The sequence below is a fragment of the Microbulbifer aggregans genome (assembly GCF_020524005.1).
Lineage (GTDB): Bacteria > Pseudomonadota > Gammaproteobacteria > Pseudomonadales > Cellvibrionaceae > Microbulbifer > Microbulbifer aggregans_A.
The window spans coordinates 288,006-313,618 of sequence record NZ_JAIVKK010000005.1 but is presented as its reverse complement, the minus strand read 5'-3'; the positions used below and the strand labels follow the sequence as shown (position 1 = coordinate 313,618).

Sequence of the window (25,613 nt, the reverse complement as noted above, 5' to 3'; positions counted from 1 at the left end):
TTACTTCCCAAATTTGCGTCTATCGCTTGAATTGATTTCGGACGGCCCAATATTGGCTGACTGATCGACGTTTTAAGTAGGGGAGAACTGATCCATGACTGTTGAGGCGCATAAAGAAAGCCACGGGTTCCAGACCGAAGCCAAGCAGCTGCTGCACCTGATGATCCACTCGCTGTACTCCAATAAGGAGATCTTCCTGCGCGAGCTGGTTTCCAACGCATCCGACGCCGCAGACAAGCTGCGCTTTGAAGCGCTGTCCAAGCCGGAACTGCTGGCGGAAGACCCGGACCTGCGTATCCGTATCGAGTTCGACAAGGACGCGGGTACCCTCAGCATTACCGATAACGGTATCGGTATGAGCCGCGATGAAGTGATCGAGAACCTGGGCACCATCGCCCGTTCCGGCACCGCGAACTTTATGCAGAACCTGACCGGGGATCAGAAGAAAGATGCGCACCTGATCGGCCAGTTCGGTGTCGGTTTCTACTCCGCATTCATCATTGCCGACAAGGTAGACGTGTTCACCCGTCGCGCCGGTGTCGACGCCAGCCAGGGCGTGCACTGGGAGTGCAGTGGCGAAGCGGAATACTCCGTGGAAAACGTCGAGTGGCCGAACCGCGGAACCCGCGTCGTGCTGCACCTGAAAGACGATGCCAAAGAATACGCTGACGGCTGGCGTTTGCGCTCGATCATCAAGAAGTACTCCGATCACATCGCCATTCCGGTGGAAATGCTGAAGGAAGAAATGCCTTCTGCGGAAGAGGGTGAAGAGAAAGCCGACAAGGCGCCGGAATTCGAGGCAGTGAACGCTGCCCAGGCCCTGTGGACCCGCCCGCGCTCCGAGGTGAAATCCGAGGAGTACAAAGAGTTCTACAAGCACATCTCCCACGACTTTGATGAGCCGCTGACCTGGAGCCACAACAAGGTGGAAGGCAAGCTGGATTACACCAGCCTGCTGTACATTCCTGCCCGTGCGCCGTTCGACCTGTATCAGCGCGATGCCGCCCGTGGCCTGAAACTGTACGTACAGCGCACCTTTATCATGGACGACGCCGAGCAGTTCCTGCCGCTGTACCTGCGTTTCGTGAAAGGCGTGCTCGACTCCAACGATCTGCCGCTGAACGTGTCCCGCGAGATCCTGCAGAAGGATCAGAATACCGACGCGATCAAAAGTGCGCTGACCAAGCGTGTGCTGGACATGCTCGACAAGCTGGCGAAGAAAGACGCTGACGAGTACCAGAAGTTCTGGGACCTGTTCGGTTCCGTGATGAAAGAAGGTCCGGCTGAAGATTTCTCGAACAAAGAGAAAGTGGCCAAGCTGCTGCGCTTCTCGACGACCCACACCGATGCCGACAAGCAGGATCAGTCTCTGGAAGACTACGTTTCCCGCATGAAGGACGGCCAGAAGCACATCTACTACGTGTGTGCCGACAACTTCGCCACGGCCAAGTCTTCCCCGTACCTGGAAGTTTTCCGCAAGAAAGGCATCGAAGTGCTGCTGCTCACCGACCAGGTGGACGAGTGGTTCGTTGGCCATATGCAGGAATTTGATGGCAAGCAGTTCCAGGACGTTGCCAAGGGCGCGCTGGACCTGGGTGAAGCTGAAAACGACGACGACAAGGCCGAGCGCGAAAAGGTTGAGAAGGAGTCCGGTGCGCTGGTTGAGCGCGTGAAGGACGTCCTGAGCGAGCGCGTGGAAGATGTACGCGCGACAACCCGCCTGGTGGATTCACCCGCGTGTCTGGTGGCGAGCGACAACGATATGGGCATGCAGATGCGCCGTATCCTGGAGCAGGCCGGCCAGGCTCTGCCGGAGGCCAAGCCAATCTTCGAGTTGAACCCGAGCCACCCGCTGGTGCAGCGCCTGGATCAGGAGCAGGATGAGGATCGCTTTGCCGACCTGACCAACATCCTGATGGATCAGGCCAACCTGGCGGCTGGTAACCAGCTGGCGGATCCGGCGGATTATGTGCGTCGACTCAACACCTTGCTGCTGGAGTTGAACCGCTAATCGGTTCGTTCTTGGCTGCCGGGCAATGGATGCCCGGCGATCGGGCCCCGGTTTTGATCGGGGCCCGGATTTTGCTCTCCCCGGCCCGGTTTGCGGCCGGAATGTATTTCCTCCACGAATCGTGCGCCCGGCTTTTTTCGCCGCGTGAATCGAGCAGCCTGCACTATAGTTTGTTGGTTCTTTATTGCGCGATTTGCTGGTTATTTCACGTATTTGCCGGTGATCTTGGCAAAAACGGTACAGAACCCTCTGGTGCCATTGGGCTGGCTGCTGCAGCCCCGTATAATCGGCCCAACTTCTCAGACAAAGATGTTTTATGACCCAGAGTGACGCTACCTCTAGCAAACCTGATTCTTTGAAATCCATTGCGATTCTCGGCGGCGGCAGCTTCGGCACCGCGATTGCCAATATCGTTGCGGGCAATAATCACGATACCCGGCAGTGGATGCGCGACCCCGAGCGCGCTGCGGCCTGCATGGCCAACCGGGAAAATGCCTATTACCTGCCCGGCGTTGAACTGGACCCGAAATTGCAGGTGACCAGTGATCTGGAAGCCGCGGTTGCGGGCTGCCAGATTGTGTTTGTTGCCATACCCAGCAAGTCTTTCCGGGAAGTCGTGCGCCGCGCGGCGCCGGCACTGGCACCGGGGACCATCCTGATTTCGCTGACCAAAGGTATCGAGCACGACTGCTTCCACCTGATGAGCGACATCCTGCGGGAAGAAACCGAAGGCATGCGCGTGGGGGTGCTGAGCGGACCCAACTTTGCCAAGGAAATCGTGGCGGGCCATTACACCGCGACGGTGGTTGCCAGTGAAGATGCGGACCTGTGTGAAACCATCCAGAAAGTACTGCATTCCGAGACGTTCCGCGTTTATTCGAGCAATGACGTGTTTGGCGTGGAGCTGGCGGGAGCGCTGAAGAATATTTACGCGATTGTTACCGGTATGGCAGTGGCGCTGGGGCGTGGTCAGAACACCACCAGCCTGTTGATTACCCGAGCACTGGCGGAAATGATGCGCTTTGCCGAGGCCATGGGGGCAGACCCGATGACCTTTATCGGCCTCGCCGGGGTAGGCGACCTGATTCTCACCTGCTCTTCGGACCTCAGCCGGAATTACCGGGTGGGTTACCTCGTAGGCAAGGGCAAGAAGCTCGATGAGGCAATTACGGAAATCGGCCAGGTAGCGGAGGGTGTGAACACCGTGCGCCTGATCAAGGCCAAGGCCGATGAGCTGGAGGTCTACATGCCCTTGGTTTCTGCGATTCACGCCATATTATTTGAAGGAACGGCGATCCCGACAGTCATCCGCGAGTTGATGTCTGGGGAGCAGACGTTTGATGTTGCTTATTCCGCCAGGCCGTAACGGGTTCGTTCCGGCCCAAAACCCGCTTAACTTGTTTGGATCTACACAATGAATAATGAAGCCATCAAGCACAACCTGACCTCTCCGGATCACTGGCTGCGCCTGCTGTTTATGGTGCTGTTTGTATTTCTTCTGGAAGTGGCTGGTGTGGTCATGCTCGCTACTGTTGTGCTGCAGTTCCTGTTTGCAATCATTACCGGTAGCCCGAATGAAAACCTGCGCCAGCTTGGCAGCCAGATTGCTTCCTATATCTACCAGGTACTGCAGTTCCTGATTTACAACACGGAAGAGAAGCCATTCCCGTTCGCCGAATGGCCGAAAGATTGAAAAAACTGAGTGCTATAGTTCAAGACCATACGCCAGCCGGAAAGCTGGCGTTGCCTCTCCTGTCCGCTGCCAAATAACTAGGGATAAGTCCATGAGCAACGAAGAACTGAAACAGAACCTCACTTCCGCCAATCACTGGATTCGGCTGGTGTATATGGTGCTGTTTGCTGTACTGCTGGAGATCGCCGGCTTTGTCATGCTGGCGGTAGTGATTGCCCAATTCCTGTTCAATATCATTACCGGCTCCGCCAACGATAATCTTCGTCGTTTGGGCGACCAACTGGCTTCCTATATTTACCAGACCCTGCAATTCCTCATCTACAACACTGAGGACAAGCCGTTTCCCTTTTCCGAGTGGCCGGAGTCCGAAGTTGACGATCTTTCCAGCTATGAAAGTGCCGAGGAAGTGGATGGTGAGGTCATCAGTGAGTATGACGAGGTGGAGTCTGACATTGAAATAGACGATGAAATCACTGATGAAGTGGTGGAAGAGGTTGCGGACAGCGACGTAATTGAGTTGGGCGCCGAAGACGTTGCAGAAGAGCCCGCGGCAAAACCACAGGCTGAGTCGAAAGCAGACGTGAAACCCGATGCTGCAGTGGCAGGTTCTTCTGAAGACCCTGCTGAAGAGGCACCGGCAACGCAAGCGCCTGCAGCCAAAAAAGCCAAGAGCACAAAGGCCGCATCCTCCAGTAAGGAAAAGGCCGGTGAGGCAGATACGGACGACACTCCGGAAAAAAGTGGCAACGACAAATAAAATACCCGGCCTTTAAACTCATCCAGGTAGAAAGCGGAGTAGTGCGTGCTGTTATTTGTTCTGCGTCACGGCAAAGCCGAACCCTTCAGTAAAAGTGATGAAACCCGGGCGCTGACGGACCGGGGCCGGCAGGATGTGGCGGCTGTCTGCAAGGAGCGCGCTTCCGAACTGGCCCAGGTTAAAACCCTTTGGGCAAGCCCTTATGTCCGTACCCGGCAGACCGCAAAGATTGTTGCTGAAATCTTCGGACTGGAAGTGCAAATCAACGAACATCTGACTTGCGATACGCCGTTGCAGGTACTGCTGGACACGCTGGGTGAAGTGGGGGAGGAGCAATTTCCCCTGCTGCTGGTCAGCCACCAACCGTTGGTCGGCAGTCTGGTGAACGGGCTTTGTGGTACTGGCAGCGAGCACCCGATGGGAACCTCGTCGCTTGCGTGTCTGCAGGCGGATGTCTGGGCGACTGACTGTGCCGAGTTACAGTGGCTACAGCACAAGCCCCAACCATTGTCCTAGTGTTGCCCCGCTTTGCCGCTGGGCGGCCGCTAACGAATTGATCAGCTTCTCTGGCGCCTGTGGCCATTGGCCTGGATGGTGGGCGCTGTCAGCATTGTGTGTTCATCCACTACTCTTTCGCCGTTTCCATGCCCGTGAATAACCTGCCCTCTCCCCGCGAAATTTCCCTCGATCTCTCCGGTAACCGGATTGCCGCCCGCCAATGGGGGAATACGGACGGAACACCGGTATTGGCACTGCACGGCTGGCTCGACAACTGCGCGAGCTTTGACCGGCTGGCGCCACTGCTTCCTGAGCTGAATCTGGTGGCTGTGGATCTCGCCGGGCACGGCCAGAGCTACCACCGGCACGCAGAGGCCAACTACAACATCTGGGGTGAGATTGAAGATGTGTTTGGGATGGCGGATGCGCTGGGCTGGGAAAGCTTTTCCATGCTGTCGCACTCCCGTGGTGCGGTAATCTCCATGATCGCGGCAGCGACCTTTCCTGAGCGGGTCAAGCGGTTGGCATTGATTGATGGGCTGGTGCCACCACCGGCCGAGGACGTCGAAGCGCCGGAGATATTGCGCAACGGCATTGAGCAGCGTGCTCGCTACAGGAATCGCGCGCCCAAGGTGTTTGCGTCACTGGAGATCGCCGTGGCAGCGCGCAAAAACGGCTTATTCAAACTGTCTGACGATGCCGCGCAGCGTCTGGTCGAGCGTGGAGTGCGCAGTTGTGAGGGGGGGTATACCTGGAGCAATGATCCGCAGCTGTTGGCCAGCTCTCTGGCCAAGTTGAATGCTGCTCAGGTAGAGGCTTTTCTGGGGCGGGCGGGTATGCCGATCCGGCTGGCGCTGGGCAAGTCTGGTATTCAGGATATGATCAAGCGGGTGCGCCCGGTTGCGGAAAAGTACACAAATATCGAGATTCAGGAATTTCCCGGTGGGCACCACCTGCATATGGATGAAAGTGCCGATGTGATCGCGGACTGGTTCCGGCCTTTCCTTACCGCCTGAACCGGCGCGTCGACTGAGTCAGCTGGGACTAAAATGGCAGCCGTTTGGAGTAGCTTGCCTTGTCCATATCTCGCACTTCCACTGAAACCTCCGCTACCTCGGGTGCCGCTTCACACAGGCTGGTGAAGATGGCTGCACTGAGGGCTTCCTTCTGTTCGGTGGTACGCCCTTCGAGGATTCTGACTTCGGCGTGGATAAAACCACCGGCGCCGCTTTCCCGGCTATCGCCGAGCACGAAGTCCCGGTAGGGCAGGGCGCGGGTCTTGATCGCGCTGGGGGTGAAGAGCCCGGTGTCGCACATTGCCTGCTGGCCGTTGGTGACCAGGTTGGCAATGGAAAGTGTGTCTTCCAGTTGTTGCGAGTATTCGATAACCAGATGTGGCATCTGCGGGCTCTCCTTGTTGTTTTGGAAACAGTGGATCAGCGGATCAGGGACAGGAACTCGTTGCGCGTCGCCTGCTGGCTGCGGAAAGAGCCGAGCATCGCGGACGTTTTCATCACGGAGTTCTGCTTCTCAACACCACGCATCATCATGCACATATGTTTCGCTTCGATGATGACGCCAACACCGGCGGCGCCGGTTACCTGCTGGATGGTTTGAGCAATTTCTACCGTCAGCTGTTCCTGGATCTGCAAACGGCGGGCAAACATGTCTACAATGCGCGCCACTTTCGACAGGCCCAACACTTTGCCATCGGGAATGTACGCCACGTGTGCTTTACCGATAAACGGCAGCATGTGGTGTTCGCACAGAGAGTAAAGCTCGATGTCTTTGACCAGCACCATTTCGCTGCAGTCGGAGGGAAACAGCGCATCGTTGACCACGTCTTCCACGGTTTGCTGGTAGCCGCGGGTCAGGTATTGCATGGCCTTGGCGGCGCGCAGGGGAGTGTCTTTCAGGCCCGGGCGCTCTAGGTCTTCGCCGATGGCCTCAAGGATGTGTGCGTAATGTTCTTTCATCAGTATGCTTCCAACGTCTCGCCCGAGCGACTGCGCGTGGCTTGAAAAGCCTTGTACGCAGAAATAGGGGCGTTCGATCACCACACCTTATCGCCGAGGATGGCGGTGGGGCTGCCATATCAAGGAACCCGATCCGGGGATCCAGAGGGTGCGCTACCCTAAGCCTTTGTGGAACGCTAGTAAAGCGCCAAAATTTAAGGAATATCGCCAATGATAGAGAAACGGGAGTCCAGTTTGCACGAATTGTGCTCAGTGCTGGATTACGTCCGCTGGGGCGCCAGTCGCTTCAATGAAGCAGAGCTGTGGTTTGGTCACGGTACTGACAATGCCTGGGACGAGGCCGTCTTGCTGGTCACTCACGCGCTGCACCTGCCGGTAGACAGCAAACCGGAAATTCTCGGCGCCCGCCTGACGATGGAGGAGCGTCGGGAGGTGATGACTATTCTGGAGCGGCGCGTCGACGAGCGCCTTCCGTCTCCGTACTTCACCAATGAGGCCTGGTTTTGCGATCTGCCGTTTTATGTGGATGAGCGGGTGCTGGTGCCGCGCTCGCCTATTGGTGAACTGATCCGTCAGGGGTTTGAGCCGTGGCTGGCGCAGGAGCCGCTGGCGGTTCTGGATCTCTGTTGTGGTAGTGGTTGTATCGGGATTGCCTGTGCTGAGACGTTTGCTGGTGCGCGGGTGGATGTCAGCGATATTTCCGCGGATGCGATCGAGGTGGCGCAGATCAATATCAATCGGCATCACCTGAACGAGCAGGTACGTGCGGTGCAGTCGGATCTGTTTGAGGAGCTCAAGGGCTGCAGCTACGATCTGATTGTGAGTAATCCGCCCTATGTGGACGCGCGCGATCTGGCCGAGATGCCGCCGGAGTACCATGCGGAGCCGGGGCTTGCACTGGGTTCTGGTGATGACGGTCTCGATTTTACCCGCCGCCTGTTGCTGCAGGCTGCGGACCACCTGCAGCCGGAAGGTATCCTGGTGTGCGAAGTGGGCAACAGCTGGGAGGCGCTTGAAGAGGCCTTTCCGCAGGTACCGTTTATGTGGCCGGAGCTGGAAGACGGTGGCCACGGTGTCTTTATTCTCACCCGCGAAGACCTGCTTGCTTGCCGCAGTTTTTTTGAGGCGGGTGCAGAAGAGTAATTCTTGCCAGTTGGTGTGATCCTGCTGTGAAGGTGTCGATACCGGGTGCAGCCTTGCGAGACCGTCTGCGGCCAGGACGGTCGCAGCCGAGCCCCCAGGGATGGGTTTACGGCGTGTCTCGCAAGGCTGCACCCGGTAGCGGCACCGCCACCGGAGAGGTTGAGAGCGATGCTGTCAAAGCTTCAAAGAATAATTGCACGCGCCGCCGGCGACGGATTCCTCTATAATGCGCGGCTTTCCACGAATAATTGACTAGAGGTAGGGATTACCGGATATGTCAGGCAATACATTTGGCAAGCTGTTCTGCGTAACCACTTTTGGCGAGAGCCACGGTCCGGCACTGGGGTGCATTGTTGATGGTTGCCCTCCGGGACTGGAAATTTCTGCGGAAGAAATCCAGCTGGAGCTGGATCGCCGCAAGCCCGGTACTTCCCGCTATACCACCCAGCGCCGCGAGGCGGATGAAGTCAAAATTCTCTCCGGTGTTTTTGAAGGTAAAACCACCGGAACCCCTATCGGTCTGCTGATCGAGAACACCGATCAGCGCTCCAAAGATTACGCCAATATCTCCGAGCAGATCCGCCCGGCCCATGCCGACTACACCTACTGGGCCAAATACGGCCTCCGCGACTATCGCGGTGGTGGCCGTTCGTCTGCCCGGGAAACGGCCATGCGTGTTGCTGCCGGTGCGATCGCCAAGAAATGGTTGAAGCAGCAGTTCGGTATTGAAGTGCGCGGTTACCTGTCGCAGTTGGGGCCGATCAAGGTTGAGAAACTGGATTGGTCCCAGGTGGATCAGAACCCGTTCTTCTGTCCCGATGCCGCCAAAGTGCCGGAGATGGAAGAATACATGCAGGCGCTGATCAAGGAGGGCGACTCCATCGGTGCGCGTATTTCTGTGCACGCTTCCGGCGTGCCTGCAGGTCTGGGTGAGCCGATCTTCGATCGTCTTGATGCGGATCTGGCCCATGCCCTGATGAGCATCAATGCGGTGAAGGGGGTGGAGATCGGGGCCGGTTTTGCTTCGGTGGAGCAGAAGGGTACCGAGCACCGGGATGAGATTACCGTGGATGGTTTCCAGTCGAATAACGCCGGCGGTGTGCTGGGCGGTATTTCCAGCGGGCAGGAGCTGATCGCGCATATCGCACTCAAGCCTACCTCCAGCCTGCGTATTCCCGGCAAGAGCCTGGATACCAATGGCAATCCCATCGAGGTCGTCACCAAGGGGCGTCACGACCCCTGTGTAGGTATTCGCGCTACGCCGATTGCCGAGGCGATGATGGCGCTGGTGTTGATTGACCATGTGCTGCGTCAGCGCGCTCAGAATGGCGATGTGGATTTCGGGCTAAAAATTCCCGCCGGTGAATCTGAGTAATTCGCTTCAGATATCAGAAATATTTACCGCAAACAAAAAAGGCGGAGCGCCGAAAGCGCTCCGCCTTTTTTGCGTCTGCCCGCCCTGAGTTACAGGTGCAGGTTCAGGCCCAGGTAGGGGCCCTTGATTTCCAGGTCTGGTTCCAGGTCGTCCAGCTCTTGCACGTCCAGGCTCATGACGCGGTAGCCGGCCTCGATGGCAAAGTCGGCGGCAGGTACAAAGTCCCAGCGTACTTTGGCGGTCAGGTCGGTGTGGGTGTCACCTTTGTAGCCGGTGCCGTTGCCCTGGGCAATGATGGACCAGCCGGTAAACGGAAGGTCGAAGCGCGCCATGGCGTAGGCCATGGGCAGTACGCCGGAGAAGTCGACGGTTTCGTAGTTGTTCATGATGTCCAGGCCCAGGGAGCCGTCGTACTGACGTGCAGTCAGGCCGATGTCCAGGTTTACCCAGTTATCCAGGATTTCGTAGTAGAGCGTCGCATCGGTATGCGTCAGATCCAGTGTGCTGCCACTGGTGAGGTTGGTGTCTGACTCAATCGCGCTGTGTGCCAGCATGATATTTGGGATGAGAGGGATCGGGTGCTCTAGAGCGGCCTGAAGGAAGGTGTGGTTGCTTTCTTCGAAGTCGCTGCTGTCAATAACACTATTCAGCTCACCACTGTACGAGGGTTTCCAAACGCCAGCAGTCGCGTCAAAGCCGAGAATGGTATCAGCGCTGGCACTGACTGAAGCCAGGGCGGCGCAGATCGCCAGGGTAATTTTTTTCATTAGAGGTTCTCCCGTTGAATTCTGCGGCGAAGTGTACAGCTTTTTGATGCCGTTTCGCCTACCAGTTAGCGATTTTGGGATGTCTTTAAAATAGTTGGCTACTTTTCCCCCCCATTTGGAGGCTCTAAAGCCCGCGAGCCTCCTTGACCAGTAGCTGTTGCAGGGCATTGGCGGCGTTGCTGAGGGTGCGGTTGCGGTGATAGATGATGCCCAGGTTGCGCACGATACTGAGTTGCGGCATGGGCAGTTCGGCGAGGGTTTCATCCACGAGAGTCTTGGGGAGTACGCTCCATCCGAGGCCGACACCGGCCATCATTTTGATTGTTTCCAGGAAGTTGGTGGCGAGTTTTGCTGTCAGTTTGAGACCGTGGGCGTCGAATTCGCGCTTGATCAGTCGCCCGGTGTAGGTATTCAGGTCCGGCAGAATAGCCGGGTACTGCGCCAGTGCCGGCAGGTCCAGTTCTGGCATCTGCGCCAGCGGGTGATCCGGGGCGGCGACCACTACGCAGGGGTCGGGCCAGATGATCTGAGCGTTGAGGTTGGGGTAGTCCTTGAGCGCGAGCGTGACCACGGCGAGTTCGTATTCGCCGGCCACGAGTGCTTCGTAGGCCTGCTCGGAATCGACAAAGTCGATATCGAGTGCCACATCGGGGTAGCGGTTACTGAATTCACGCAGTAGCGGCGGCAGGTGGTGGAGGCCGACGTGGTGGCTGGTGGCGATGCGCAGGCTGCCGCCGATGGTTTCGCCGAGGCTCCTGAGTTCGCGCTCGGCATCACTCACCTCGTTGAGTATGTGGCGGGCGCGGGGGAGCAGCGCTTTGCCGGCATTGGTGAGTTGCAGGCGACGGCCGATGCGGTCAAACAGGGGAGTGCCGAGCTGCTGCTCAAGGGAGGCTAGACGCTTGCTGACCGCAGGCTGAGTGAGGTGCAGCTCTTCAGCCGCTTCGGATACGGAGCCCTGCTCTGATATGGCAAGGAAGGCTCTGAGCCACTGGATTTCCATGGTTTGATTGTGCCTCGGTGGCGGGGCTTGAGTGCCCGGAGTGGTTATCTAGGAAGCTCAGGAATTTCACATTCCAAAACCGAATGCGCCATATAATAAATATAAATTGATGTTATTCAATGCCCCCCCTAGACTCCGGCATGTTATCCATAGAGGAGATGGGACAAATGGGCCAGCAAGATAATAAAAAGCAGACGCTTTACGACAAGCTCTGGGAAGACCATTTGGTCAAAAGCCGCGATGACGGCACTGCACTGATTTACATCGATCGTCACCTGATTCACGAAGTCACTTCGCCCCAGGCCTTTGAGGGCCTACGTCTGGCTGGCCGCAAACCCTGGCGTACCGATTCTGTCGTCGCCACACCGGATCACAATGTGCCGTCTGACGCTGCTGAGCGCGCGGGTGGTATTGCTGGTATTCAGGACGAGGTTTCCCGTATTCAGGTGCAGACCCTGGACGAGAACTGTAAGGATTTCGGAATCGTCGAGTTCGGCATCAATGATCCTGGTCAGGGCATTGTGCATGTGATCGGCCCGGAAACCGGTGCAACCCTGCCGGGGATGACGGTGGTGTGTGGTGACTCTCATACCTCTACCCATGGCGCGCTGGGCGCACTGGCTCACGGTATCGGCACTTCCGAGGTGGAGCATGTGATGGCCACCCAGTGTCTGATCCAGAAAAAAATGAAGAACATGCTGGTACGCGTGGACGGTGAACTCGGTCCAGGCGTGACGGCGAAAGATGTGGTGCTGGCAATTATCGGCAAGATTGGCACCGCGGGTGGTACCGGTTACGCGATCGAGTTTGGTGGCGAAGTGATTCGCGGCCTGTCGATGGAAGGCCGTATGACCGTCTGCAATATGGCCATTGAAGGCGGTGCTCGTGCGGGCATGGTGGCGGTGGATCAGGTCACTCTGGACTACGTAAAAGACAAGCCTTACGCACCCAAAGGTGATCAGTGGGACATGGCGGTAGCGAACTGGAGCCGTCTGCACTCTGACGACGGTGCACATTTCGATGCGATCGTTGAGTTGCGCGGTGAAGAGATCGAGCCGCAGGTCAGCTGGGGTACGTCTCCGGAAATGGTGGCTCCGATTAGCGCGCTGGTGCCGGATCCTGCCGCAGAGAATGATGCTACCCGGAAGGCGGGCATCGAGCGCGCGCTGGAATATATGGGTCTGACCGCTGGCCAGAAAATTACCGATATCAACCTGGATCGCGTGTTTATCGGCTCCTGTACCAATTCCCGTATTGAAGACCTGCGTGCGGCGGCGGCTGTGGCCAAGGGCCACAAGAAAGCCGAAAGCGTTAAGCAGGTGTTGGTGGTGCCGGGCTCTCAGTCGGTGAAAGCCCAGGCGGAAAAAGAAGGGTTGGACCAGGTGTTTCTGGAAGCTGGTTTTGAGTGGCGTGAGCCGTCCTGCTCCATGTGTCTGGCGATGAACGCGGACAAGCTGGGCCCGGGTGAGCACTGTGCTTCTACGTCCAACCGGAATTTCGAGGGGCGCCAGGGCTATGGTGGTCGCACGCATCTGGTGAGTCCGAGTATGGCGGCTGCTGCGGCGATTGCGGGTCACTTTGTGGATGTGCGTGAAATGCAGAAGGAGGCGGTTTGATGAAGGCTTTTACCCAGCATAAAGGCGTGGCCGCTCCGATGGATCGCGCCAATGTGGATACGGATCTGATTATCCCGAAGCAGTTTTTGAAGTCGATCAAGCGCACCGGTTTTGGTCCGAACCTGTTTGATGAGCTGCGTTATCTCGATGAGGGGCAGCCGGGGCAGGATTGCAGCAATCGTCCGATCAATCCGGACTTCCCGCTGAACCATCCGCGTTACCAGGGCGCTTCAGTTCTGTTGGCGCGCAAGAATTTTGGTTGTGGTTCCAGCCGTGAACACGCGCCCTGGGCGCTGGACGATCACGGGTTCCGTGCCGTCATTGCGCCGAGTTTTGCGGATATTTTCTTCAATAACTGCTTCAAGAACGGTCTGTTGCCGATCGTTCTGGAAGAGGAAATTGTTGAGCAGTTGTTCCAGGAAATGTACGCCGAGGAAGGCTACGAGCTGGTAATCGACCTGGAACAGCAGTTGGTTGTGAAGCCGAATGGCGAAACCATCGCGTTCGAGGTGGATACGTTCCGCAAGCACTGTTTGTTGAACGGCCTCGATGATATCGGCCTGACGCTGGAAGATGCGGACGATATTCGTGCGTATGAAGCGAAGCGTCGCGATGAGGCGCCCTGGTTGTTTGACGCGGTCAAGTAACACTTTTCTGAGCTGAGTTGTTTATGAGCGGGTGCAGTGGAACCGGTAGGTGGTTTGTAGCGGCTCCGCCAGCGAGGGTCTTTTACCAGACACGCCGTGAACCCATCCATGGGGGCTCTTCCGCGAGGTCCCTCTCGCGGAAGGTCTGGTAAAAGACCCTCGCAGTCGAAGCCTTCGCTTCAAGCGTTGCGCTTTGACAAGGACAGCTTGGTTATTTATGAGCGTGCTTTGATCGCATTACATTGATCAGCGTACGAGAGCGAAATGCGAAGGCTTCGGTACCGGGGAGCGTTCGCGAGACCGTACGCGGCCAGGACGGCCGCGTCCGAGCCCCCATGGATGGGTTTACGGCGTGTCTCGCGGACGCTCCCCGGTAGCGGAGCCGCCACAGGACTCCGCTATTCGGTACCACGGGCTCCGGGTGGCAGAAAGAAGGAATGAAAAAATGAGCAAAAAAATCATGATCCTCCCGGGCGACGGTATTGGCCCGGAGATTGTTGAGCAGGCAGTAGCAGTACTGAAAGTTGTCGATGAAAAATTCGATCTGAATCTGGAATTTACCGAAGGGCTGATCGGTGGGGCATCCATTGATGCGCACGGTGAGCCGCTGACGGATGCTGAACTGGAAAAAGCCGGCCAGTGCGATGCGGTATTGCTCGGCGCAGTCGGTGGCCCGAAGTGGGATACCCTGGATCGCGCCATTCGACCGGAAAAAGGTCTGCTGAAAATTCGCAGCGGGCTTGGCCTTTACGCCAACCTGCGCCCGGCGATCCTGTATCCGCAGCTGGCTGATGCCTCTTCCCTGAAGCCGGAAGTCGTATCCGGTCTGGATATCCTGATCGTACGTGAGCTCACCGGCGGTATTTATTTCGGTGAGCCGCGCGGTATCCGCACGCTGGAAAACGGAGAAAAACAGGGCTACAACACCTACGTTTACAAAGAATCGGAAATTGAGAGGATTGCCCGCACTGCTTTTGAAGCAGCGCAAAAACGTGGCGGCAAGCTCTGCTCAGTCGACAAAGCCAATGTGCTGGAAGTAACCGTGCTCTGGCGCGAAGTGCTGGATCGTCTGGCGCCGGAGTATCCGGATGTTGAGCTTTCCCATATGTATGTCGACAACGCCGCAATGCAGCTGGTGCGAGCGCCCAAACAGTTCGACGTCATGGTGACCGGCAATATGTTCGGCGACATTCTCTCTGATGCCGCGGCCATGCTCACCGGATCCATCGGCATGTTGCCTTCTGCTTCAATGAATGAGTCCGGCTTTGGCCTGTACGAGCCCTGTCACGGCAGCGCGCCGGATATCGCGGGGCAGGGGATTGCCAACCCGCTCGCTACAATTTTGTCTGCTGCCATGATGTTGCGTTATTCCCTGAATATGGGCGAAGCGGCGGATGCCATTGAGGCGGCGGTAAGTAAAGTACTCGACCAGGGACTGCGTACCGCAGACATTTATACAGACGGATGTAAAAAGGTCTCAACTGCGGAAATCGGCGCAGCAGTGGTGGCCGCTTTCTAGTAGCACCGCATGCCAATCGCTCGTCGTCCCGGCAAACGCCGGGATCCAGAAATTTACAGATTTATCAAGGTATAGAAATGAACAAGGTAGGATTCGTAGGCTGGCGCGGTATGGTCGGCTCTGTGCTCATGGGCCGTATGCTGGAAGAAAACGACTTCGCGCATATCGCGGAGCCGGTATTTTTCTCCACCTCCAACGCGGGCGGCAAAGCCCCGGAGATCGGCAAAGAAGTAGCGCCGCTGAAAGATGCATACGATCTGGACGCACTGGCAGAGCTCGACGCGATTGTCAGCTGTCAGGGTGGCGACTACACCAAGGAAGTGTTCGGCAAGCTGCGCGAAAAAGGTTGGGATGGGTACTGGATTGATGCCGCCTCCAGCCTGCGCATGAACGATGACGCCATCATTGTGCTGGACCCGGTAAACCGCGACGTGATTGATCGCGGCATCGATTCTGGTGTGAAAAATTATATCGGCGGCAACTGCACCGTGAGCCTTATGTTGATGGGCCTCGGTGGCCTGTTTAAGGCTGGCCTGGTGGAGTGGGTAACCGCGATGACCTATCAGGCGGCCAGTGGTGCCGGTGCCAAGAATATGCGCGAGCTGATCTCCCAGATGGGCAGCATTCGCGATGGTGTGGCCGCGGAACTGGCGGATCCAGCCAGCGCGATCCTGGATATCGACCGCAAGGTGGTCGAGAACATGCGCAGCAGCGATTTCCCGACTTCCGAGTTCGGCGCGCCGCTGGCCGGTAGCCTGCTGCCGTGGATCGATACCCAGCTGGAGTCTGGCCAGAGCCGCGAAGAGTGGAAAGCCCAGGTGGAAGCGAACAAGATTCTCGGCACCAGCGCGACCGTCCCGGTGGATGGCACCTGTGTACGCATCGGCGCGATGCGCTGCCACAGCCAGGCGTTTACCGTGAAGCTGAAGAAAGATCTTCCGCTGGAAGAGATCGAGAAGCTGATCGGCTCAGCCAACGATTGGGTGAAGGTAGTACCAAACGACCGCGAGGTTACGCTTAAAGAACTGACCCCGACAGCGGTTACCGGCAAGCTGGACATTCCGGTGGGTCGTCTGCGCAAGCTGAGCATGGGCGGTGAATACCTCAACGCCTTCACCGTGGGCGATCAGCTGCTGTGGGGTGCCGCAGAACCCCTGCGTCGTGTGCTGCTGATTCTGCTGGGTAAACTGTAACCAGTATTACCTTTCAGGTTCCTCTTTCCGCCGCCCTTCTCCGGGGCGGCTTCCCCCCGCCTCTCTCGTGAGTATAATCCCCCGCGTTTTTAGCTTGCTGCTTAAATGGCCTAAGTGGCCGTTAAGCACTCAAAATTGGTCGTGAGTACAAAATATGACAGAGCCCACTCGTGAGCTGGTGATTGTCGGCGTTAACAGTACGCCATTTGCCACCCTGCTGGAGATCCTTGAAGAGCGCAAAACCATCGGCGCCGAGCAGCTCAAATTACTGGCGGAAGACGAGGCAGATGCGGACCCGCAGGTATTTGCCAACCGCTCGATCCCGGTACAGTCCGTAAAGGATTTTGCATTCACGCCCGATCAGGTGGTGCTGCTGTTGAGCAGTGGTGACACGGCCACAGAGGCACTGGCGCAGGGTGAAAGTGCCGGTGCATGGGTGGTGGATGCGGCGGGGCTTTCCCGCGGTGACGACAGTGTGCCGTTGATCCATCCGCTGCTGAATAGTGCCGAGGTCCAGCAGCTGGAGCGCCGGGTACTGGCGCTGCCGGGCGCTGGTGCGGCAATGATCGCCGAAGCGCTTTTTCCTCTGGCGGCCCAGCTGAAATCAGTGGAAGTCGTATTGAACCAGCCGCTGTCGGCACTGGGCAAGCACGGTGTAGATGCGGCAGCGGCACAGACTGCGCGTATGTTTAATGGCCAGGAGCCGGAAGTGGATGAGGTGACCGGGCAGCGCCTGGCCTTCAATCAGCTCAGTTCGGCGGAAGCGCTGCTTGAGAGTGGACACAATCTTTCTGAGCTGGCTCTGGTGCATGAGTTGCGTCGTTTGCTTGGTGACGAGATTGCGCTCGATGCGACAATCAACACCACCTCTGTATTCCACGGGCAGTTGGCAAACGTCAGCGTGACCTTGAAAGAGGCGGCAGACCTTGAGCAGGTTCGCGGGCTGTTGTCGAATGGCGCTCGTCTCGAAATGCAGGAGCGGCCGTCGTCACAGGATGCCGTAGGCAGTGAAAATACCTTGCTCGGACGTTTGCGTCGTGGCCTGATCAGTCCGCAGCAGGTTAAATTTTGTGCGGTTTCCGACAATCTGCGTAAAGACGTGGCAATTAACTGTGTACAGATTGTCCACTTGTTGCTAAAAACCCATTGATATTTAATACTTAGCGACCATTCTGAAGGTGCCTTCTTAACTTCGTAGCTTTCGCAGGATGTTGAAATGTACGAAGGGATGAGGCCAGTAGGAATGTTTTTGGGGGGCGATCAATCGCCATTAAGCGGAGTCCGTTGCCAGCGCGCGGACTCTTTTGGGTAAATTTCGTGCAGCTTTGCTGCACACAGCTGGTATCTGCAAAGTGCATGTTGTTTGCTTTTTGTTCAGGTAGCAGGGTGATTCTAACAATAAAGGGAATCGGATATGCGCGTGCAAAAGCTGGCACTTGCGGTTGGACTGGTCAGCGCACTGGGTGGCAATGGGGCTCTGGCACTTGGTCTTGGCGAGATCAAGCTGAACTCAACATTGAATCAACCACTCAACGCTGAAATCAAGCTGCTGCAAACCCGCGGTCTGGGTGACAGTGAGATCAAAGTGCGTCTCGCCAGTGAGGAAGATTTTGATCGCGCCGGTGTGGATCGCGCCTATCTTCTGAGCGAGCTCCGCTTTGAGGTGGACTACTCCGGAAACGCACCGGTTATCCGTATCTCCAGTCGTGCCCCCATCCGCGAACCTTTCCTGAATTTCCTGGTTGAGACCCGCTGGCCGAGCGGCCGTCTGTTGCGGGAATACACCCTGCTGATGGACCTGCCGGCATTCTCCACCAATACGGCTTCCCAGCCCGTACGTGCGGCTGAGCGCGAACGCCAGCAAGTGCGCAGGGATCCAACAGTGCAGCAGCCGCTGAAACCGACCGTGCAGCGCGCGCCTGAGCCCGTTCAGGCTCCAGCTGAAGAAGCGGCGCCCGCACCGGTTGAGCAAACTCCGGTTCAGCCTGAGCCTCAGGTGCAGGACCCGGCGGAGATTTTCAACGAGTCAGAATTTGAAACGCCTGCCGATACTGGCAGCCGGGTATATGGCCCAGTTGAGGCCAACAAGACCCTGTGGGAAATCGCCCGTGACAGCCGCGAGAGCCGCGAAGTGTCCGTTCAGCAGACTATGCTGGCGATTCAGCGTCTGAACCCGGAAGCGTTCATCAATAACAATATCAATCTGTTGAAGAAGGGCGCGGTACTGCGCCTGCCTACCACAGATGAAGTGCGCACGCTCAGCCGCACTGACGCGGTTTCCGAAGTGGCAACCCAGAACGACGCCTGGCGCGAGCGCGTTGGCGACAGCGCTCTGGGTGCACCGCTGGACGGCCGTGCAGCAGCAGAAGAGACTGTCGAATCAGAGTCTGTCGAAGGTCGCGTTTCCCTGGCCGCGCCGGGAGATAACGAGTCTGTGATCTCCGGCAGCGGCAGTGGCGCAAGTGACAGTGAAGCGCTGGAAGGCGAGCTGGCTGTCACCGAAGAAGAACTGGATAAATCCCAGCTGGAGAACGCTGAGCTGCAGGAGCGTATTGGTGAGCTCAACGAGCAGATCGATACCATGGAGCAGCTGGTAGACGTTTCCAATGAGGAGCTGCGGGCGGTTCAGGATGCGGCGGCACAAGCCGACGAAATGTCCGAAACCAGTGCGCTCAATGATTCTGCTGAATTCTCCGAAGAAGAGGTTTCAGACGAGTCGCCTCTCGAAACCGAAGAAGTAGCGCCTGTCGGCGAAGCCGAGCAGGTTGAAGAGCCTGAAGTTACTGCAGAAGAGCAGGCCGAGGCGGACGACGCGCGCAACCGTGTCGTTGTGGTGCAAACCAAGTCTGAACCGACACTGGTCGAGCGTCTGATGGATAACATCCAGCTGATTGGCGCTGGCGCGGGTGTACTGCTGGTAGGTATTTTCGGATTCATTACCTGGCGTCGTCGCAAGGAAGAAGAGGAGGCCATTCGCCAGGTTGAGGCTGAAATGGCGGCTGCGCGCGCTGCAGCAGATTCCGACGAAAATACGGATGAGCTGGATCACCTGTCTGCCGTGGAAGAGCTGGAAGCGGACAGCAGCTTCGATCTGGACCAGCTTGGCGAAGTGGAAACTGGCGACCCGGTGGCAGAAGCGGAAATCCACCTGTCTCTGGGGCAATACCCTGAAGCGGAAAGCAAACTGCTGGCCGGCCTTGGCACTGCACCCGGCAATATTGACGCGCGCCTGATGCTCCTTGAGGTTTACGCCCAGCAGCAGAACGCAGCCAGCTTTGATGATCACTACCGCCAGCTGCTGAGTTACAGCGACGGGCCTGCGGCTGACCGCGCCGCGCGTCTGCGTGAAACCATCGCTGATGCCGGGCCGTTTGAAGCGCCCGAGAATGATTTTTCCAGCGAATCCCTGGAAGCTGCCCAGTTGGATGACATGGGTGCGGACCTGGATGGCGGTCTTGATGATGATTTTGATGTCTCAGCCTCTTTTGATGATCTCGAAGAGTTTTCCGGTGCCGACAAAACGGTAGTGGCCGGTGAAGGGTCGCAGGGTGATGAGGATCTCGCACTGCTGGACGACCTGAATCTGGAGCTGGGCTCTGACGATGCGGTGTCTGCCGGTTCGGCAGAAGCGGAAAGCGATGAGTTTTCGCTGGATCTGGACCTCGGTGATGACCTGGATCTGGGCGGCGAACTGGATCTTGATTCGGCACCGGAGTCAGCCGGGCAGGGCGCGGATGCCGGTGATGGCGATGACTTTAACCTCGACGACCTGATGGCTGGCGGCGAGCTGGATCTGGATGGTCTGGATCTCGACAGCGATTTCAGCGCCGAGTCTGGCGAGCCCATCGCCAATGCAGAAGCGAACGAAGAGGAGCAGGGCGGCCTTGAATTTGATCTCGACCTGTCGCCGATGGATGATGCCGACGAGTTGAGCCTGGATTCCGGCGACACTGATACCGGAATCGACGCCGAGCCGTCAGTGGATGCTGGTCAGTCTGCGGAATTGTCGTTTGACGATGACGAACTTGATAGTTTCGGTGGTGATTTTGATGGCCTGGATCTGGATTCCATCGATCTTGGTGATCTGGACCTTGGTGAAGATCTCGAGCCTCAGACCGATGTGGCTGTTGAGGCAGCGCCGGCAAGGGATGTCGCTCAGGTAACTGCCCCCGCCCAGCCTGCGGCGCAGCAGGACGGAGAGAGCTTTGAGGACCTGGGGTTTGACCTGGAAGGCGATCTGGATTCCGAGCTCAACCTGCTGGAAGGCGGTGATGAAGTCAGCACCAAGCTCGAGCTGGCCCAGGCCTACCTTGAAATGGGTGATAAAGATGGCGCTCGTGAAATCCTCGGCGAAGTCGTCGAGGAAGCCGCTGGTGAGCAACAGCAGCGGGCAAAAGAGCTTCTTGAGCGCATGAGTTAAGTTTCCAGTCGTTTACGACAACACTATTGACCCCGCACATGTGCGGGGTCTTTTCTTTTTGGCGAATGGTGCTTCTAAGCTTGGATGCAGAGCAGTAGTGACAGGCCTGACGATTCAGCGATATCGATGAAAACACGCTACGAATATAAACCCAATGGTGAAGTTCCGGCCGGGGAGGCGCTGCCCGAAGGTGTGCGGCGAATAGCCTTGGGAGTCGAGTATTGCGGTACCCGCATGCGCGGTTTCCAAAAGCAAAAGCACGACCGGCAGACAGTGCAGGAGACCCTTGAGCAGGCGTTGTCCAAAGTCGCGGCGGAGCCGGTAACACTGGTGTGCGCCGGGCGGACCGATGCTGGTGTCCACGCCACCGGGCAGGTGATTCACTTCGATACCCGGGCGATTCGGCCGGCCAAGGCCTGGATTCAGGGCGTTAATACGCAGATGCCGTTTGATGTCAGGGTGCATTGGGCGCAGGAGATGCCGCCCCAGTTTCACGCTCGTTTTTCGGCGAAGCGTCGAACATACCGCTACCTGATCCACAGCGCCCCGACCCGCTCCGCGCAGGCGGCGACGGAAGTAACCTGGACTGAGCGCCACCTGGATATGGATGCGATGCGCGCTGGCGCTGCCCATCTGGTCGGTGAGCACGATTTCAGTAGCTTTCGTGCCGCCCAGTGTCAGGCGAAGTCGCCGGTGCGTCGGCTGATTCAGTTGGATATTGGGCGCGTTGGCCAATTGATTGTTTTGGAAGTGAGTGCCACTGCATTTCTGCACCATATGGTGCGGAACATCGCCGGGGTGTTGATGGCGGTAGGGCGGGGTGACCAGTCGCCGGATTGGGTGCGCACGGTACTCGCGGCTCGTGATCGCAGTGCGGCCGGAGTGACGGCGCCACCCCATGGGCTGTATCTGGTTGATGTGGAGTATCCGCCTGAGTTTACGTTGCCCGACCGCGAGCCTGGACCGCTGCTGGTACCATTGCCCCTGGGTGGTCTGCCACAGCCGTAAGCGCGAATTCGTGTGGTGGGACAGCAGTTAGCTGACTCATGCGTTCCACCAACTCCGGTGATCTGCTAGTATCCCGAGCTCCCTGATTATGTCTGCTGTCAGGCCATTGGCGTTGCGGTTTTTGTGACTGATGTCGGTCTGGCGGTATCTGCGGTTGACGGACTATGCGCGTAAAAATCTGCGGAATCACTTCTATTGAAGATGCATTATTGGCGGTTGATGCCGGTGCGGATGCGCTCGGCCTCGTGTTTTATCCGCCTAGCCCCCGCAATGTAACACTGGAGCAGGCGGCAGAGATTGCACGCGCAGTTTCCCCATTTGCGGTGCTTACCGGGCTGTTTGTGGATGCACACCCCGAGCAGGTGGAGCGGGTGCTGGGTCAGGTGCCCCTGAATTTGCTGCAATTTCACGGCAGCGAGACAGCTCCCTACTGCCGTCAATTCCATCGCCCCTATATCAAAGCGATCCGTATGAAGCCCGAATTGAATCCGGTGGAAGCTATAGCTGCGTATCCGGATGCCCGGGGGATCCTGCTTGATGCGTACCGCAAAGGGGTGCCCGGCGGTACAGGTGACACTTTTGACTGGCAGCGAGTGCCTCGGGATGCCGCTCGCAATGGTCGGCATGTGATCCTTGCCGGAGGCTTGACGCCGGGCAATGTGGCTGAAGCCATCGAGGCTGCGAGGCCGCAGGCCGTGGATGTAAGCGGTGGCGTGGAATCTGCGCCGGGGCGCAAGGACCCACAAAAAGTTCGCGCGTTTATTCGTGCCGCGCGTTCGGCTGTTGTCGAACAGAATTTACACAAGGAGTTTGAGCAGTGAGTAAACCCAATTCGCCAATCGACTATGGCGCTTACCCGGATGCCCGCGGGCATTTTGGGGAATTCGGCGGTCGCTTCGTATCCGAGACGCTTATCAGCGCGCTCGACGAGCTGCAGGAAATGTATCAGCGGCTCAAAACGGATCCCGAGTTCATCGCGGCCTTTGATTACGACCTGGCCCACTATGTCGGTCGTCCGTCGCCATTGTATTTGGCGGAGCGCCTCACCGCGTCGGCCGGCGGTGCGCGTATTTGGCTGAAGCGGGAAGATCTCAATCACACTGGTGCGCACAAGGTTAACAACACGGTTGGCCAGGCCCTGCTGGCCAAACACAGCGGTAAAAGTCGTGTAATCGCTGAGACCGGTGCCGGTCAGCATGGTGTGGCGACCGCGACCGTGGCTGCGCGCCTGGGGCTGAAGTGTGCCGTTTACATGGGGGCTGAAGACGTCAAACGCCAGTCGCCGAATGTGTACCGCATGAAGCTGTTGGGTGCCGAGGTGATCCCGGTGGAGTCCGGCTCCAAGACCCTGAAAGACGCGATGAACGAAGCCATGCGGGACTGGGTCACCAATGTGGACGACACCTTTTACATTATCGGTACCGTTGCTGGTCCCCATCCTTACCCGCAGCTGGTGCGCGATTTCAATTCCGTGATTGGCCGCGAGGCCCGGCGCCAGAGCCTGGAGCAGTTCGGCCAGTTGCCGGATGCGCTGGTGGCCTGCGTTGGTGGTGGCTCTAATGCGATTGGCCTGTTCCACCCGTTCCTCGCTGACGAATCCGTGAAAATGTACGGCGTCGAGGCTGGTGGAGAAGGCATTGAAACCGGGCATCACGCGGCGCCCCTGAACGTGGGTGTGCCGGGTGTCCTGCACGGTAATCGTACCTATCTGATGGAAGATGAGGACGGCCAGATTATCGAAACCCACTCGGTGTCTGCCGGTCTCGATTATCCGGGTGTCGGTCCGGAGCACGCCTGGTTGAAAGATATTGGCCGTGTGGAATATGTGGCGGCCAATGACGACGAAGCGCTGGCCGCTTTCCGTCAGCTCACCCGCACAGAAGGTATTTTGCCGGCACTGGAGTCCAGTCACGCGGTGGCCTACGGTCTCAAGTTGGCTGCGACTATGTCGCCTGAGCAGAATATTGTGGTCAACCTGTCCGGTCGTGGCGACAAGGATATCTTTACCGTAGCCGCCATCGATGGCATCGAAGTCTAGGAGTGACGCCATGAGCCTGGAAAGCAAACAGGAAAACAGAATTGACCGCCGCTTTGCCCAGTTGCGCGGTGAGGGCCGCAAGGCGTTGGTCACCTATATCGTGGCCGGAGATGGGGGGCTCGAAAATACCGTTGCCCTGATGCATCAGCTGGTGGCGAGTGGTTCGGACCTGATCGAGTTAGGTGTGCCTTTCTCTGACCCGATGGCGGAAGGGCCGGTGATCCAGAAAGGCCATGAGCGCGCGCTGGAAAACAAGGCATCTCTGCGCAAATGTCTGGAGCTGGTAAAAGAGTTCCGCAATCGTGACGCCGATACCCCGGTCATTCTGATGGGGTATGCCAACCCGATCGTGAAGATGGGGTTGGAAGCTTTTGCGGACGGGCTGCAGGAGGCTGGGGCCGACGGCGCTCTGACGGTGGACCTGCCGGCAGAAGAGGCGGGCCCGCTAAACGCACTGCTGCAGGCCCGCGATTTGCGCAATATTTTCCTGCTGACGCCCACCAGCAGTGATGCGCGTATCGAACAGATTACGCGCCTGGCCAGTGGCTTTGTCTACTATGTCTCCCTGAAAGGTGTGACCGGAGCCGGGCACCTGGATCTGGACTCTGTACGGGAAAACCTGGGCCGAATTCGTCGCCACACAGATTTGCCGGTGTGCGTTGGTTTTGGTATCAAAGACGGCGCTTCTGCCAAAGCGGTGAGCGCCGAAGGTGATGGTGCGGTCGTGGGCAGTGTGCTGGTATCGGCGATTGGCGAATCCGTTGATGGGGCTGCCGCCAAAGACCGTATCGGTGCCATGGTGGGAGAAATGCGCGCAGCACTTGATAGCTGAGCGCTGAGACCCGGCTGGTGAGTCTGTGGCCAGAAAGGCCATGGTTGCGGCTTAACTGGCCAGCAGCGAAACCTGTTAAAGTGGTTTAATTCGCGGTTTCAGAATTATTGGTCACTTACTATTTGTCTGGCCGCAGGGTAGGCGCCTCTGATGGGGCGTCCACCAAGCATAAGACGGCCAAGCATTGGATATTGGAAACAGAATGAGCTGGTTAGAAAAGATTGTTCCCGCGGTGATTCGCACCGAGCGCCGTACTGGCGCGAGCAAGGTTCCTGAAGGTGTCTGGAAAAAGTGCGTCAAGTGTGATGCCACGCTTTACCGTCCTGAGCTGGAGCGCAACCTGGACGTTTGTCCGAAGTGTGAGCACCACTTCCGTATTGGTGCGCGCAAGCGCCTGGATATTTTCCTCGATCCGGATCACCGGGAAGAGCTGGCCACGGATGTGGAGCCAGTTGACCGTCTCAAGTTTAAAGACGTGAAGAAGTACAAGGATCGTCTGACCCAAGCGCAAAAAGCGACCGGTGAAAAAGATGCCCTGATCGCCATGCAGGGCCTGCTTGAAGGCAAACCGCTGGTGGCGGTAGCTTTCGAGTTTGCTTTCCACGGTGGCTCTATGGGTTATGTGGTGGGTGAGAAATTTACCCGCGCTGCCCAGCGTGCACTGGATGAAAACATTCCCCTGGTTTGCTTCTCTGCGACCGGTGGCGCGCGCATGCAGGAAGCGTTGATCTCCCTGATGCAGATGGCAAAAACATCGGCAGTGCTGGAAAAATTGCGAATGGCGGGCGTGCCCTACATTTCCATCATGACAGACCCTGTCTATGGTGGGGTCTCTGCCTCGCTGGCGCTTCTTGGCGACATCAATGCTGCAGAACCGGGCGCACGCGCGGGTTTTGCCGGACCGAATATCATCGAGCAAACCATTCGCCAGAAACTGCCGAAAGGTTTCCAGCGCGCTGAGTTCCTGCTGGATCACGGTGCCATAGATATGATTATTCCGCGCCATGACATGCGCAATACGGTGAGCCGCATTCTGGGTAAACTCACCAACAACTGATGCTCTACGAGCCCCGCACCGCGCGGGGCTCGTCCCCGCCTCCATTCGCGACTAAAATCC

General features: G+C 57.6%; 23 protein-coding genes. 19 read left to right on the top strand and 4 right to left on the bottom strand.

Features of this window, described 5'->3' with window-relative positions:
- Positions 1-94 precede the first annotated feature (94 nt).
- The 6 genes from htpG (at position 95) to LC093_RS11965 (ending at position 5,975) form a co-directional block, all read left to right on the top strand.
- Positions 95-2,011: a molecular chaperone HtpG gene (gene htpG / locus LC093_RS11990; RefSeq protein WP_226665031.1), complete on the top strand. Its 1,917-nt coding sequence runs from the start codon at positions 95-97 to the stop codon at positions 2,009-2,011.
- Between the two features lie 316 nt (positions 2,012-2,327).
- Entirely contained in the window at positions 2,328-3,377 is a 1,050-nt protein-coding gene (locus tag LC093_RS11985; protein WP_226665030.1) for an NAD(P)H-dependent glycerol-3-phosphate dehydrogenase, read from the top strand.
- Positions 3,378-3,425: 48 nt separating this feature from the next.
- Entirely contained in the window at positions 3,426-3,704 is a 279-nt protein-coding gene (locus LC093_RS11980) for a DUF4389 domain-containing protein (protein WP_226665029.1), read from the top strand.
- A 91-nt stretch (positions 3,705-3,795) separates the two neighbouring features.
- On the top strand, positions 3,796-4,461 hold the full coding sequence (locus LC093_RS11975; protein WP_226665028.1) for a DUF4389 domain-containing protein: 666 nt from the start codon (positions 3,796-3,798) through the stop codon (positions 4,459-4,461).
- Between the two features lie 45 nt (positions 4,462-4,506).
- Positions 4,507-4,977, top strand: a complete 471-nt coding sequence (gene sixA / locus LC093_RS11970) for a phosphohistidine phosphatase SixA (protein WP_226665027.1) — start codon at positions 4,507-4,509, stop codon at positions 4,975-4,977.
- Between the two features lie 128 nt (positions 4,978-5,105).
- Complete coding sequence (locus LC093_RS11965) at positions 5,106-5,975, top strand: alpha/beta fold hydrolase (protein ID WP_226665026.1); 870 nt, start codon at positions 5,106-5,108, stop codon at positions 5,973-5,975.
- 28 nt (positions 5,976-6,003) lie between these two features.
- Here LC093_RS11965 and LC093_RS11960 read toward each other — a convergent pair whose 3' ends face one another.
- Together LC093_RS11960 and folE are read right to left on the bottom strand one after the other, a co-directional pair.
- Entirely contained in the window at positions 6,004-6,360 is a 357-nt protein-coding gene (locus LC093_RS11960; RefSeq protein ID WP_226665025.1) for a 5-carboxymethyl-2-hydroxymuconate Delta-isomerase, read from the bottom strand.
- Between the two features lie 35 nt (positions 6,361-6,395).
- Entirely contained in the window at positions 6,396-6,935 is a 540-nt protein-coding gene (gene folE, locus LC093_RS11955) for a GTP cyclohydrolase I FolE (protein WP_226665024.1), read from the bottom strand.
- Between the two features lie 210 nt (positions 6,936-7,145).
- Between folE and prmB the strand changes: the two genes are divergently transcribed.
- Positions 7,146-8,078 carry a 50S ribosomal protein L3 N(5)-glutamine methyltransferase gene (gene prmB / locus LC093_RS11950; protein ID WP_226665023.1) on the top strand — a complete coding sequence of 311 codons (933 nt, stop codon included), beginning with the start codon at positions 7,146-7,148 and terminating at the stop codon, positions 8,076-8,078.
- A 274-nt stretch (positions 8,079-8,352) separates the two neighbouring features.
- Positions 8,353-9,453, top strand: a complete 1,101-nt coding sequence (gene aroC, locus LC093_RS11945; RefSeq protein WP_226665022.1) for a chorismate synthase — start codon at positions 8,353-8,355, stop codon at positions 9,451-9,453.
- A gap of 89 nt (positions 9,454-9,542) precedes the next feature.
- Here the strand turns inward: aroC and LC093_RS11940 are convergent, their stop codons facing one another.
- Together LC093_RS11940 and LC093_RS11935 are read right to left on the bottom strand one after the other, a co-directional pair.
- Positions 9,543-10,220, bottom strand: coding sequence for a TIGR04219 family outer membrane beta-barrel protein (locus tag LC093_RS11940; RefSeq protein ID WP_226665021.1), 678 nt, complete (start codon positions 10,218-10,220; stop codon positions 9,543-9,545).
- Between the two features lie 124 nt (positions 10,221-10,344).
- The gene (locus LC093_RS11935; RefSeq protein ID WP_226665020.1) at positions 10,345-11,223 is read right to left on the bottom strand and encodes a LysR family transcriptional regulator; all 879 of its coding nucleotides are present in this window, start codon (positions 11,221-11,223) and stop codon (positions 10,345-10,347) included.
- 167 nt (positions 11,224-11,390) lie between these two features.
- Here LC093_RS11935 and leuC point away from each other — a divergent pair, with 167 nt between their 5' ends.
- From leuC to accD, 11 genes are all read left to right on the top strand, one after another.
- A complete protein-coding gene (leuC, locus tag LC093_RS11930; protein ID WP_226665019.1) occupies positions 11,391-12,839 on the top strand; it encodes a 3-isopropylmalate dehydratase large subunit in 1,449 nt (482 codons plus the stop codon).
- Positions 12,839-13,486: a 3-isopropylmalate dehydratase small subunit gene (gene leuD, locus LC093_RS11925; protein ID WP_226665018.1), complete on the top strand. Its 648-nt coding sequence runs from the start codon at positions 12,839-12,841 to the stop codon at positions 13,484-13,486. The genes leuC and leuD overlap by 1 nt, the downstream gene beginning before the upstream one ends.
- A gap of 445 nt (positions 13,487-13,931) precedes the next feature.
- Positions 13,932-15,005 (top strand): 3-isopropylmalate dehydrogenase, encoded by a 1,074-nt coding sequence (gene leuB / locus LC093_RS11920; RefSeq protein WP_226665017.1) that lies wholly within the window; start codon positions 13,932-13,934, stop codon positions 15,003-15,005.
- 77 nt (positions 15,006-15,082) lie between these two features.
- Complete coding sequence (asd, locus tag LC093_RS11915) at positions 15,083-16,198, top strand: aspartate-semialdehyde dehydrogenase (protein WP_226665016.1); 1,116 nt, start codon at positions 15,083-15,085, stop codon at positions 16,196-16,198.
- 154 nt (positions 16,199-16,352) lie between these two features.
- Positions 16,353-17,348 (top strand): Asd/ArgC dimerization domain-containing protein, encoded by a 996-nt coding sequence (locus LC093_RS11910; protein ID WP_226665015.1) that lies wholly within the window; start codon positions 16,353-16,355, stop codon positions 17,346-17,348.
- Positions 17,349-17,612: 264 nt separating this feature from the next.
- The gene (locus tag LC093_RS11905) at positions 17,613-20,618 is read left to right on the top strand and encodes a FimV/HubP family polar landmark protein (RefSeq protein WP_226665014.1); all 3,006 of its coding nucleotides are present in this window, start codon (positions 17,613-17,615) and stop codon (positions 20,616-20,618) included.
- 126 nt (positions 20,619-20,744) lie between these two features.
- A complete protein-coding gene (gene truA, locus LC093_RS11900; protein ID WP_226665013.1) occupies positions 20,745-21,626 on the top strand; it encodes a tRNA pseudouridine(38-40) synthase TruA in 882 nt (293 codons plus the stop codon).
- Positions 21,627-21,790: 164 nt separating this feature from the next.
- On the top strand, positions 21,791-22,447 hold the full coding sequence (locus LC093_RS11895) for a phosphoribosylanthranilate isomerase (protein WP_226665012.1): 657 nt from the start codon (positions 21,791-21,793) through the stop codon (positions 22,445-22,447).
- Positions 22,444-23,664, top strand: coding sequence for a tryptophan synthase subunit beta (trpB, locus tag LC093_RS11890; protein ID WP_226665011.1), 1,221 nt, complete (start codon positions 22,444-22,446; stop codon positions 23,662-23,664). The genes LC093_RS11895 and trpB overlap by 4 nt, the downstream gene beginning before the upstream one ends.
- 10 nt (positions 23,665-23,674) lie before the next feature.
- Positions 23,675-24,496 (top strand): tryptophan synthase subunit alpha, encoded by an 822-nt coding sequence (gene trpA / locus LC093_RS11885; RefSeq protein WP_226665010.1) that lies wholly within the window; start codon positions 23,675-23,677, stop codon positions 24,494-24,496.
- A 202-nt stretch (positions 24,497-24,698) separates the two neighbouring features.
- Positions 24,699-25,553 (top strand): acetyl-CoA carboxylase, carboxyltransferase subunit beta, encoded by an 855-nt coding sequence (gene accD / locus LC093_RS11880; RefSeq protein WP_226665009.1) that lies wholly within the window; start codon positions 24,699-24,701, stop codon positions 25,551-25,553.
- The last annotated feature ends 60 nt before the right edge of the window (positions 25,554-25,613 follow it).

Bases quoted from the DNA above. Each gene is read 5' to 3' on its own strand.
- htpG (WP_226665031.1), top strand. From the start codon at position 95: ATGACTGTTGAGGCGCATAAAGAAAGCCACGGGTTCCAGACCGAAGCC.
- LC093_RS11985 (WP_226665030.1), top strand. From the start codon at position 2,328: ATGACCCAGAGTGACGCTACCTCTAGCAAACCTGATTCTTTGAAATCC.
- LC093_RS11980 (WP_226665029.1), top strand. From the start codon at position 3,426: ATGAATAATGAAGCCATCAAGCACAACCTGACCTCTCCGGATCACTGG.
- LC093_RS11975 (WP_226665028.1), top strand. From the start codon at position 3,796: ATGAGCAACGAAGAACTGAAACAGAACCTCACTTCCGCCAATCACTGG.
- LC093_RS11965 (WP_226665026.1), top strand. From the start codon at position 5,106: ATGCCCGTGAATAACCTGCCCTCTCCCCGCGAAATTTCCCTCGATCTC.
- LC093_RS11960 (WP_226665025.1), bottom strand. From the start codon at position 6,360: ATGCCACATCTGGTTATCGAATACTCGCAACAACTGGAAGACACACTT.
- folE (WP_226665024.1), bottom strand. From the start codon at position 6,935: ATGAAAGAACATTACGCACACATCCTTGAGGCCATCGGCGAAGACCTA.
- prmB (WP_226665023.1), top strand. From the start codon at position 7,146: ATGATAGAGAAACGGGAGTCCAGTTTGCACGAATTGTGCTCAGTGCTG.
- aroC (WP_226665022.1), top strand. From the start codon at position 8,353: ATGTCAGGCAATACATTTGGCAAGCTGTTCTGCGTAACCACTTTTGGC.
- LC093_RS11940 (WP_226665021.1), bottom strand. From the start codon at position 10,220: ATGAAAAAAATTACCCTGGCGATCTGCGCCGCCCTGGCTTCAGTCAGT.
- LC093_RS11935 (WP_226665020.1), bottom strand. From the start codon at position 11,223: ATGGAAATCCAGTGGCTCAGAGCCTTCCTTGCCATATCAGAGCAGGGC.
- leuC (WP_226665019.1), top strand. From the start codon at position 11,391: ATGGGCCAGCAAGATAATAAAAAGCAGACGCTTTACGACAAGCTCTGG.
- leuD (WP_226665018.1), top strand. From the start codon at position 12,839: ATGAAGGCTTTTACCCAGCATAAAGGCGTGGCCGCTCCGATGGATCGC.
- leuB (WP_226665017.1), top strand. From the start codon at position 13,932: ATGAGCAAAAAAATCATGATCCTCCCGGGCGACGGTATTGGCCCGGAG.
- asd (WP_226665016.1), top strand. From the start codon at position 15,083: ATGAACAAGGTAGGATTCGTAGGCTGGCGCGGTATGGTCGGCTCTGTG.
- LC093_RS11910 (WP_226665015.1), top strand. From the start codon at position 16,353: ATGACAGAGCCCACTCGTGAGCTGGTGATTGTCGGCGTTAACAGTACG.
- LC093_RS11905 (WP_226665014.1), top strand. From the start codon at position 17,613: ATGCGCGTGCAAAAGCTGGCACTTGCGGTTGGACTGGTCAGCGCACTG.
- truA (WP_226665013.1), top strand. From the start codon at position 20,745: ATGAAAACACGCTACGAATATAAACCCAATGGTGAAGTTCCGGCCGGG.
- LC093_RS11895 (WP_226665012.1), top strand. From the start codon at position 21,791: ATGCGCGTAAAAATCTGCGGAATCACTTCTATTGAAGATGCATTATTG.
- trpA (WP_226665010.1), top strand. From the start codon at position 23,675: ATGAGCCTGGAAAGCAAACAGGAAAACAGAATTGACCGCCGCTTTGCC.
- accD (WP_226665009.1), top strand. From the start codon at position 24,699: ATGAGCTGGTTAGAAAAGATTGTTCCCGCGGTGATTCGCACCGAGCGC.